Annotated in this window: 1 protein-coding gene; it reads right to left on the reverse strand. The window is 63.8% G+C overall.

From position 1 onward, the window contains the following. Positions 1-165 precede the first annotated feature (165 nt). On the reverse strand, positions 166-11,922 hold the full coding sequence (locus HX783_RS01665) for a non-ribosomal peptide synthase/polyketide synthase (protein WP_371317655.1): 11,757 nt from the start codon (positions 11,920-11,922) through the stop codon (positions 166-168). Between the last annotated feature and the right edge of the window lie 95 nt (positions 11,923-12,017).

Genomic DNA, 12,017 nt, shown 5'->3' on the forward strand with positions numbered 1-12,017 from the left:
GTGGGAGCTGGCTTGCCTGCGATGCAGGCACCTCGAACTATCAGGCACCGAGTCGATGCCATCGCAGGCAAGCCAGCTCCCACACAAAAGCATGTCTGCCCGGGCTGAAATCCAGCACAAAAAAACCCGGATCGATGATCCGGGTTGATTCATGAGACGGCCCCCTTAGTCCATGGCGGCCACCAGGCTGTTGATGAACGCGGCGCTGTCGATAATCCCGTCATGATCCGTGTCGATCATGACCGAACGCTCAATGCGCCCCTGACCAATCACACTTGCCATGTTCTGTTCGATCAGGTCCTTGAACTGCCCCGCGCGGCTCAATGAGGCCCACCAGCAACTGACCGGCGCCTTGATCGGCTTGAAGTCCGCTGCCTCCAGGCGCTCGCTCAACGCCCGGTCTACCTCCCAGGAAATCTGCGCCTCGTTACCACGCAGCAATTCTTCCTTGATGCCGGTAAATGCCTCACCCAAGGTCTGTTCCGCCCAGGCAACAAACGCCTGCCATTGCTCGTCTTCATCCGCAGCCTGACGCTGGCACTGCTGCCACGCGCCTTCAATCTGCTCGGCAAACGCCGGGAACATCACCCCAAGCAACGCCGCACGGCGCTCATTGGCGCAGGCCTCGCGCCCTTGCTCGACGACCACCGCGTCCCAATACGGCGTGAGCCACTGCGGCGGCGCCGAATCGATCCAGCCGACAAACTCCACCTCGCGCCCTGCTTGCTCCAGTGCGTAAGCGACCTCCATCGCCAGGTTGCCGCCCAACGACCAACCCGCCAGGCGATAGGCGCCCTCGGGCTGAGCCGCCAGTAATTGCGCGGCGTAATCGTCAACCATCGCCTGCCACTCAGGCACCGACGCGCCCTCTTCCACCAGCGCACGGCAGATCACCCCATAAACTGGGCGTTGCTCGCGCAGCGCCAAGGCAATCGCGGTATAGCAATGCACCGAGCCAAAGCTTGGGTGGAACATGAACAGCGGCGTACCTTGGGTCTGGCTGTTGAGCTTGACGATCAACTCGCTGCGCGCGCTGCCCTGCAAACAATTGACCTGCCCGCGCACGGTAGGGTTAAGCATCAACTGGCTGACAGACAGGTTGACCCCGCTGACCTGCCGGAGGCGTTCCTTGAGCAACAGCACACGCAAGGAATGCCCACCCAACTCAAAGAAGTTGTCGTTCAGCCCTACCCGCTCAACACCGAGCACCTCGCTCCAGATCGCAGCCACCTGTTGCTCGATCTCGCTGTGGGGCGCCTGGTATTCCCCTGCGCCGTTGGCTTCAGGCTTGGGCAGCGCCTTGCGATCCAGTTTGCCATTTGGGCTCAGCGGCATCTGCTCAAGCACCACCCACTGCGCGGGCACCATGTAGTCCGGCAAGTGCGCAGCCAAGTGCGCGCCGACCAGGGTTTTCCAGTCCTCACTCGGCGCCTGCAATACCACGTAACCCACCAAGTGCGTGCCGTCCACGGCCAGCACGGCTGCTTCACGCACAGCGTCATGCTCCAGCAACCGCGCCTCGATTTCACCCAACTCGATGCGCAGCCCGCGCAGCTTGACCTGATGGTCGATGCGGCCTGCGTACTCGATCACCCCATCGTCGCGATAGCGCGCCAGGTCGCCCGTGCGGTACAGCCGTTCCCCGCTGCCGAATGGGTCAGTCACAAAACGTTCGGCGGTGAGCGCCGGGCGACGGTGATAACCCCGCGCCAGGCCAATACCGCCCAGGTACAACTCGCCCAACACGCCCACCGGCGCCGGTTCCAGGTTGCTGTCCAGCACGTAGCAGCCCAGGTTGGCGATAGGCCGGCCAATCGGCACGGTGTCACTACCTTCGTCAACGCACGTCCAGTGGGTCACATCAATCGCGGCCTCCGTCGGCCCGTACAGGTTGTACAACCGCGCAGCAGGCAACTTGGCAAAGACCTGTTGCTGCGCGTCCACTGGCAAGGCTTCACCGCTGCACACAATGCGTTGCAGGCTGTGGCAGGAACCCACCGCCGCATCCTGCAAGAAGGCTTGCAGCATGGACGGCACAAAGTGCAGCGTGGTGACCTGCTCGGCGTTGATCAAGCTGACCAACCGGGCCGGATCGCGATGATCCCCCGGTGCCGCCACCACCAGGCGTGCGCCGGTCATCAGCGGCCAGAAGAACTCCCACACCGACACGTCAAAACTGAACGGGGTTTTCTGCAGCACCGTATCGCGGCCATCCAGGCCATACGCCTGCTGCATCCAGCAGAGTCGATTGGTCAGTGCCGAATGCCGATTACCGGCGCCCTTGGGCTGCCCGGTAGAACCCGAGGTGTAGATCACATACGCCAGGTTCTCGCCATCCACTGCGACATCAGGGTTGTGCTCGCTGTAACCATCAAGCCAGGCCTCGCCGGTCTCCAGCACCAAGCTCTGCACGCCTGCCGGCAGCGGCAGCTGCGCCAGCACATGAGCCTGGGTCAGCAGCAGATTCACGCCACTGTCTTGCAGCATGTAGATGAGTCGGTCACGCGGGTATTCCGGGTCCAGCGGCACATAGGCGCCACCGGCCTTGAGCACGGCCAGCAGGCCGACGACCATCTCGATGGAGCGCTCCACCGCCAACCCGACCAGCACGTCCGGCCCCACGCCCGCCGCTATCAAGCGATGCGCCAGGCGGTTGGCACGACGGTTCAGCTCGGCGTAACTCAGCTGCTGACCGGCAAAGGCCAGCGCCGGGGCGTCCGGCGTACGCAGCACCTGAGCTTCAATCAACTGATGCACGCCCTGTTGCAGCGGGTAAGTCTGCGCCGTGGCATTCCAGGCCTGCAGCATCTGGCGCTCGGCCTGCGTCACCGACGGCAGCGCGGCCAGGCGCTGGTCGGCATCGACAATCAGCGCGTTCAGCAACTGCTGGAAGTGCTCGGCCAGGCGTTGGATATGGGCGGCACTGAAGGCCTGCCGGTCGTAGTTGAATTCAAGCCCGAGGCTGTCGCCCATGCCCAACAGCACGGTCAGCGGGTAATGCGTCTGCTCCAGGCTGTGCACGGCACCAAAGCGCAGGCCCGACGGCGCGCCCTGCTCCAACGCTTCAGACACCGGGTAGTTCTCGAACACCAGGATGCTGTCGAACAGCGCCTCGCCGCCCAACCCGGCCCAGCGCTGAATCTCGAACAGCGGCGTGTGCTCTTGCTCGCGCAGGCGCACGTTCTGCGCCTGGATCTGCTGCAGCCACTGGCTGACCGACAGCTGCGCCTCAGGCGTGGCCACCACAGGCAGCGTGTTGATAAACAAACCGACTTGCTGCTCGATACCGCGCAGCTCGGCCGGGCGCCCCGCCACGGTGGCGCCGAAGGCCACAGTGGCCTGCCCGGTGTGATGTTGCAGCAGCAATAGCCAGGCGGCTTGCACCAAGGTATTGAGCGTAACCTTGTTGCTTTGCGCGAACGCTTTGAGGCGTTCGGTATGAGCGGCATCAAAGCTCAAACGATGTTCGCCGTTGGCCTCCAGGGCCGCAGGCGCTTCAGTCGAAAGGTCACGCGCCAGACGCGTAGGCGCCTGCAGGTTGGCCAGTTGTTCTTTCCAGAAGGTTTCGCTGACGGCCTTGTCCTGGGCCTGCAGCCAGGCAATGTAGTCGCGATAACGCCCGGTCGGTGCCGCCAGCGGCTCGCCGGCGTAGTGTTGCAGCACCTCGCCAAACAGCTGCGAACCGCTCCAGCCGTCCATCAGGATGTGGTGGTTGGTGTAGATCAGGTGATAACTCGACGCACCCGTGCGGATCACCGACAGGCTCAACAGCGGCGCCTGTTCCAGCACAAAACCCTGGGCGCGTGCCGACTCGGCCAGGCTGTCGAGCGCCGTGAGGCAATCCGCGCGGCCTTGCCAATCAAGCTCGTCCAGTGGCATCCGCCGCTGCTTGTAGACCACCTGCAACGGTTGCTCCACATCGGTCTGCCAGAGGAAGCCGCTGCGCAAAATCTCATGGCGATCCACCGCCGCCTGCCAGGCCTGGCGGAAGCGCGGCACATCAAGGCCGTCCACATCGATGCGCATTTGGTTGATGTAGTCGCCCGAGCCCTCGCCATACAGCGACTGGAACAACATACCCTGCTGCATCGGCGATAACGGGTAGAGGTCTTCAACCTCGGCGACGCTCAGTGGCAGTGCGTCCAGTTGGCCTTGAGACAAGCGCGCCAGCGGGAAGTCCGACGGCGTCACGCCTTGATGGGCCGCCGCGCAGCAATGCTCGATCAGAGCTTTGAGTTCCCGCGCGTAGTCATCCGCCAATTGCTGCACGGTGGCTTGCGCGAACATTTCCTGACTGAAACTCCAGTTCAGTTTCAGCTCACCGCCGTACACCTGGCCATTGATCTCCAGCCAGTTACCCAGCGGCGCATCCAGGCTTTGCTCGGCGCCACTGGCATCACCGGAAGGCGCGAACAGGCCTTCTTGTTCGCCGCCTTCGAAACTGCCGTCGAATTGCCCCAGGTAGTTGAACGTGATGCGCGGTCGCGGCAAGGCGCCCAATGCCTGTTGCGCCTGCGCATTGCCCAGATAACGCAAAGCACCAAAACCGAGGCCTTTGTTCGGGACGGCGCGCAGTTGTTCCTTGATCTGTTTGAGCGAGCCTGCCAGCGAATCGGTCGGCGCCAATTGCAACGGATAGAGGCTGGTAAACCAACCGACGGTGCGGGTCAGGTCGATCTCATCGAACAGGTCTTCGCGGCCGTGGCCTTCCAGGCGGATCAGCATCGAGTCATCACCGGTCCAGCGCACAATCACGCGCGCCAGGGCGGTCAGCAACAGGTCGTTGATCTGGGTTCGATAGGCACTTGGAGCGTCCTGCAGCAGGCGACGGGTAAACCCTTGATCCAAGTGCGTCGTCACGCTCAGGGCGTGACGGTTACTCACGCTGGCCTGCGGGTCGGCGCCCGGCAAACCGGCGCGACTGCCCTGCAACTGGGTCTGCCACCATGCCAACTCCCGCGCCAGCGCTGGGGTGGCTGCGTATGCCTGCAGCCGCGCGGCCCAGGCGCGGGTGGAGCTGGTTTTGGCCGGCAGTACCACGCGGGCGCCTTCGGCCAGTTGGCGGTAGGCGGTTTGCAAGTCTTCCAACAGGATGCGCCAGGACACACCGTCCACCACCAAGTGGTGGATCACCAGCAGCAAGCGCTGCGCGCCATCAGCCATGTCCACCAGCACCGCGCGCAGCGGCGGGCCTTGATTCAAGTCGAGACTGCGCTGAGCTTCATCGCCCAGGGCCTCCAGCTCTTCGACGCTGTTCAGCGTGGTTTGCCACAGCACCTGTTCGGCCTGATGCTGCTGGGCGCCTCGGTACGCCGCGCTCCAGCCGTCTGCGCCTTGGGCAAACGTGGTGCGCAGGGCGTCGTGGTGCACAATCAACGCCTCCAGCGCCGCCACCAGCACTGGCATTTCCAGCCGTTGGTGCGGTTGCAGCACCACGGACTGGTTCCAGTGCTCACGCTGCGGGATGTCATCAGCAAAAAACGCGTGCTGGATCGGCAGCAGCAGCAACTCGCCGGTCAGCGCCGACTGATCCAGCACCACCGCGCCGTCGCCTTCGCGGGCCACGGCTGCCAGGCTCTGCACCGTCTGGTGCTGGAACAGGTCCTTGGGCGTGAAGCGCACACCCGCTTGGCGGGCACGGCTGACCACTTGGATCGAAATGATCGAGTCACCGCCCAGTTCGAAGAAATTGTCATGCAAGCCCACACGCGGCAGGCGCAGCACGTCGGACCAGATCGCGGCGATTTTCTGCTCCAGTTCGCTCTGTGGCGCGACATACACCTGCTGCATCTGGCTCACGTCGGGCAGCGGCAAGCCTTTGCGGTCGAGCTTGCCATTCGGCGTCAGCGGCATGCGCGGCAAGAACATCAGGTGCGTGGGCACCATGTAATCGGGCAGCCGGGTTTTCAAGGCGCGGCGCAGCGCTTCGCGGCCGTTCGATTGGGCCACCGCGTTGTCGATCAATGCCGGGTCCAAAGGCACCACGTAAGCGACCAACTGCTTGCCGGTCGGGCCTTCCTGGGCGACCACCACGGTTTCACCGACGCTGTCCTGCTCACGCAGGCGCGCTTCGATTTCACCCAGCTCAATGCGGAAACCACGGATTTTCACTTGATGGTCGACACGCCCGAGGTAGTCCACCACGCCGTCCGGGCGGCCACGGGTCAAGTCGCCGCTGCGGTACACGCGGCTGCCGGGTTTGCCGAATGGGTCCGGCACGAAGCGTTCGGCGGTCAGTGCCGGGCGCTCCAGGTAACCTCGCGCCACACCCTCGCCGCCCAGGTACAACTCGCCGGCGACGCCGATGGGTTGCAGGTTGAGCTGCGCGTCCAATACATAGCCGCTGCGGTTGCCCAGCAATGTACCAATCGGTGCGTAGACGGCGCCGCATGGGTCGCCTTTGCGCGCCTTCCACAGCAGCGGCGTCACCACGGTTTCAGTGGGGCCGTAACCGTTGAACAGGTAAGTCGGCTTCAGTGCGCGCCACGCCAGGTCATAGCTGGCTTGCGCCACCGCATCACCACCAAAGCAGTAAACCCGCACGGCCGGTGGGTTGCCGTCACGCTCGGCGTGCTCGGCCAGTTGTTGCAGGTACACCGGCGGGAATACGGCCATCGTCACATTGTGGCGGTGCATTTGCGCGTAGGTGTACTCCGGCAGCCACAGGCTGTCATCGCGGATCAGCACACTGGCGCCGTTGATCAGCGGGTGCATCCAGCCTTCGTGTGAGCCGTCGAACGCGAACGACATAAAGTGCAGTTCGCAGTCGGCCGGGCCGGTTTCATAGCGCTCGCCGGTGGCGATGATGTGCGCCACCAACGGGCCGTGGGACACCGCTACGCCCTTCGGCATGCCGGTGGAGCCGGAGGTGTAGATCACGTAGGCGAGGTTGTCACCGTCCAGTGCGACTTGTGGAGCGCTATCGTCAGCGTCGGCCCAGGCTTCGGCCTGATCAACGGCCAGTGCTTCCAGGCCGTCAGGAATCGGCAAGCGCTGCTGCACCGCCGAGTGGGTCAGCAACAGTTTGGCGCGGCTGTCTTGCATCATGTACAGCAGGCGATCGCGCGGGTATTCCACGTCCAGCGGCACGTAAACGCCACCGGATTTCATCACCGCCAGGAACGCCACCATGATCTCGGCACTGCGCGGCATGGCGATGGCCACGCGCACTTCCGGGCCGACACCGCGGGCGATCAGCGCATGCGCCAGGCGATTGGCCTGGCGGTCGAGTTCGCCGTAGGTGAGGGTTTGCGCATCGAATTTCACCGCCACGGCAGTCGGGGTTTCCCGCGCGCGGTCGGCGACCAATTCGTGCACCAGACGTTTGGCCGAGAAGCCCGAGTCGGTGCAGTTCCACAGCTGAAGAATCTGTTGCTGCTCGGCACTGTCCAGCAGCGGCAATTGGCTGAGGCTTTGCTGCGGGTCGGCAACCATGCCCTGCAACAGGTTCTGCCAATGGCGAGCCATGCGCTGCACAGTGGCGGCTTCAAACAGGTCCTGGGCATAACCCAGCGTGGCCCAGATACCCTCGTTGGATTCCTGAATATCCAGGTCCAGATCGAAATGCGCGGTCTTGCTCTCCCAGTCCAACCCTTCTACCCGCAGCTGCGGCAGTTGGTGCTGGACCTGGGCCTGGCCGACATCGGTCTGGTGGTTGAACATCACTTGGAACAACGGGTTGTGGCTGAGGCTACGCTCCGGTTGCAGGGCTTCCACCAGTTGCTCGAACGGCAGGTCCTGATGCGCCTGGGCATCCAGCGCGCGTTGGCGTGTGTGCTGCAATAGCTGCTCGACGCTCATCTGCCCATGCAGGTCAGCCTTGAGCACTTGCGTGTTGACGAAGAAGCCGATCAGGCGCTCGGTCTCGCTGCGATTGCGGTTGGCAATCGGCACGCCGACGCGGATTTCTTCCTGGCCGCTGTAGCGGTGCAGCAAGGTCTGGAACGACGCCAGCAACAGCATGAACAGCGTCACGCCTTGCTGCTGGGCCAAGGCTTTGAGGTCGTGGGCCAGTGTCGGCGCCAGCTCGATAGGCAGGCGCGCGCCACGGTGGCTCTGCACCGCCGGGCGTGGATGGTCGAAGGGCAGCTCCAGCACGCTTTGCTCACCGCCCAGCACCTCGCGCCAATACGCCAGTTGACGCGCCTTCTCCCCCGCGTCCATCCAATTGCGTTGCCACACGGCATAGTCGGCGTACTGAATCGGCAGCGGCGGCAGCTGCACGCCCTGCCCTTGGCTGTAAGCGGCGTAAAGCTGCACCAGTTCTTCCACCACCAACTGCATCGACCAACCATCGGACACGATGTGATGCTGGACCAGCACCAGCACATGCTCGTCATCGGCCAGGCGCAGCAGCGTCACGCGCAGTAACGGCCCTTGTTGCAGGTCGAACGGCTGGGCGATTTCAGCTTCTACACGGGCCTTGAGCTGTGCTTCGTCGACATCGCCCAGGGCGATTTGCACCGACACCAGCGGGTCAATCACCTGCACCGCACCGTCGTGGGTCTGGCGCACACAGGTGCGCAGGCTTTCATGCCGGGCCAGCAACGTGTCGAAACTGCGCTGCAACGCGGCAATGTCCAACTGCCCTTTCAAACGCAAGGCACTCGGCACGTGATACGCCGCGCTTTGCGGCTCCAGTTGCCAGAGGAACCATTGGCGCTCCTGGGCATACGACAACGGCAGCGGTTGGTCACGCCCTACCGGCACCAATGCCGGCGCCTTCGGTGCAGTCGGGGAATGGGCTTCAATGGCGGCGACAAATCCATCCAGGCGCGGCTGCTCGAACAGGGCCTTGAGCGGCACTTCCAGGTTCAGCGCATGACGAATACGCGAGACCACCTGCATCGCCAGCAACGAATGCCCACCCAGCTCGAAAAAGTGCTGGGTCAGGCCTACACGCTCAGTGCCGAGGATATCGGCCCAGATCGCCGCAACCTGCTGTTGCAAGGCGGTGACTGGCGCTTGCCAATCGGCTTGCACCGCGGCGGCATCGGGTTTTGGCAGGGCCTGACGGTCCAGCTTGCCATTGGGGTTCAATGGCATGCGTGGGAGGAAGATCAAGTGCGCAGGCACCATGTAATCCGGCAATAGCTCGCGCAGCGTGGCCTTGAGCTGTTCACCCGCTGCAACCTGCTCGTGCTCGGGCAGCGCGTGAGTGGGTACAACGTAGGCCAGCAGTTGGTTGTCAGCCGCCAGAAGCAGGGCTTCGCGCACGCCTGGCTGGGCCAGCAGCAATGCTTCGATTTCACCCAGCTCAATGCGGAAACCTCGGATTTTGACCTGATGATCGACCCGCCCGACGTACTCGATCACGCCATCGGCGCGACAGCGAGCCAGGTCACCAGTGCGATACAGGCGCGCGCCCGAATGACTGAAAGGGTCGGCGACAAACCGTTCCGCCGTCAGCGCCGGGCGTTGCAGATAGGCACGCGCCAGGCCGCTTTCACTGGCGATATACAGCTCCCCCACGGCACCGACCGGCAGCAGGTTCAAATCCCGGTCGAGCACGTACAACCCACGCCCCGCCAGCGCGCGGCCGATAGGGCTGGCGCTGGCGCCGATGATGCTGGTGTCGGCGCTGCAGTCCAGCACGCTGGACACCACAGTCGCCTCGGTCGGCCCATAAGTATTGAGCAGGCGCACATGCCCAAGCCCCGCACGACGCCACAACGCCGGGCCATCCAGCGGCATGGCTTCGCCGCCGATATGCACCTGGCGCAGTGCGCCGTAAGCACGCGGGCCGGCTGCCAGGCAATCCTGCAAAAAGAGTTTCCAGTAGGCGGTGGGCAAGTCGGCCAAGGTGATGCCCTGAGCAATAACCTGCCGGTACAGCTCGGCACCGTCCCACAGTTGCGGGCCACGCAGCACCACGGTGGCACCGAGGGTCAGGGCCGGGTACAACTGCTCGACGAAACCGTCGAAGTTCAACGTCGCGAACTGCAGCACTCGGTCATTCGCCGTCAGGCACGAATAGTCAGCGGCAATGCTCGCGAACTCACTCAAGGCGGCATGGTTGATGGCGACGCCCTTGGGCTTGCCGGTAGAGCCTGAGGTGTAGATGACGTAGGCCAGGTTGCGCGGTTCGAAGTCGAGCCCTGGATTGTGCTCGGCACAGTGCGCCAGCTGCGCCTCGGCCAAGTCGATGTCCAGGGTCGCCAAGTGCTCAGGCAGCGGCAGGCGCTGACGCAACGAAGATTGCGTGAGCACCAGCCTCACGCCGCTGTCTTCAAGCATGTGCAGCAGGCGCTCACGCGGGTATTGCGGGTCGAGCGGCACGTACGCACCGCCCGCCTTGAGCACCGCCAGCAGGCTCACCACCATGGCAAACGAGCGCTCCACGGCGATGCCGACCAGCACTTCCGGGCCTACGCCCTGGGCGATCAGGTAGTGGGCCAGACGGTTGGCCTGGCGGTTCAACTCGCCATAGCTGATGGCCTGGTCGTCCAGCGCCAAGGCCTGGCGTTCAGGGTGCTGCCGAGCCTGAGCCTCGAACAGTTGATGCACCGCGTGCAGTTCGATGCCGGTAGCCGGCGCGTTCCACTCCTTGAGTAACCCCGTTTGCTCGGCGCCGCCGAGCATCACCACATCACTCAGACGACTCTGTGGTGCGTTCACCACTGCGTGCAGCAGGTTCTGCCAGTGCTGCGCCAAACGCTCGACCGTCGCGGCCTCGAACAGGTCGGTCGCATAGGTCAGCGCCGCCCAGATGCCTTCTGCGGACTCATGGGTGTCCAGGCTCAGATCGAAATGCGTGGTCTGGTTGTCCCAGTCCAGTTCCGAGACGCGCAGGCCGGGTAATTGCTGGCCCTCGCGCCCGCCCTGGGCGTCGGTCTGGTGGTTGAACATCACCTGGAACAATGGGTTGTGGCTCAGGCTGCGCTCGGGCTGCAACGCCACCACCAGCTGTTCGAACGGCAGGTCCTGGTGGGCCTGGGCTTCCAGCGAGCGACGCTTGGTCTGCTGCAGCAGTTCGACGAAGCTCATCTGCCCGTCAAGGTCGGCCTTGAGCACTTGGGTGTTGACGAAAAAGCCGATCAGCCGCTCGGTCTCGACCCGGTTGCGGTTGGCAATCGGCACCCCGACACGGATGTCCGACTGCCCGCTGTAGCGATAGAGCAAGGTCTGGAACGCAGCCAGCAGCAGCATGAACGGGGTCGCGCCCTCTTGCTGCGCAAGGCGCTTGATACCACTGACCAGCTCCGGTGACAGATGCACCTGCAAACTGGCGCCACGATGGCTTTGCTGGGCCGGGCGCGGGTGATCGAGAGGCAATTCCAGCACCGGTTGCTCGCCACCCAGCAGTGCCTGCCAGTACGCCAATTGACGGGCTTTCTCACCCGCTTCCATCCAGCCGCGCTGCCACAGGGCATAGTCAGCGTACTGGATCGGCAGCTCGGGCAATTCCAAGTTGCGGCCCTGGCTGCTGGCGGCATAGAGCTGCACCAGCTCCTCGACCATGACCTGCATCGACCAGCCATCGGAAATGATGTGGTGCTGCACCATCACCAGCACATGTTCATCGTCGGCCAGTTGCAGCAGCGTCACGCGCAGCAGCGGCGCCTGGAGCAGATCGAAAGGTCGCGCAACTTCGGCTTCCACCTCAGCCATCAAGTGCTGTTCGTCCGTGCGCCTGTGCACGATTTCAACCCGGGCCTCAGGCATCACGGCCTGGGTCAGCTGTTCAGCGTCCTGCACCAGGCGGGTACGCAGGCTTTCGTGGCGGGCCAGCAGGCGGTCGAAACTGTGTTGCAGCGCCGCCAGGTCCAACTGGCCCTGCAAGCGCAGCGCGCCAGGAATGTGATAAGTGGCGCTGTCAGGGTCCAACTGCCACAGGAACCACTGGCGCTCCTGGGCGTATGACAAAGGCAGTGCCTCGACACCCTCGCGGGTGGGCGCAATCGGCAATTGCGCGAAGCTCATGCCGCGCGCTTGCAGGCGCTGATAAAACTGCTGGCGTTGTTCAAGCGGCAGGCGAAGAAAGCGCGAGACCAGATCGATATTAGGGTTGGAAAGCA

The sequence above is a fragment of the Pseudomonas sp. D2002 genome, from assembly GCF_013385735.1.
Lineage (GTDB): Bacteria > Pseudomonadota > Gammaproteobacteria > Pseudomonadales > Pseudomonadaceae > Aquipseudomonas.

Bases quoted from the DNA above. Each gene is read 5' to 3' on its own strand.
- HX783_RS01665 (WP_371317655.1), bottom strand. From the start codon at position 11,922: ATGAGCTTCGCGCAATTGCCGATTGCGCCCACCCGCGAGGGTGTCGAG.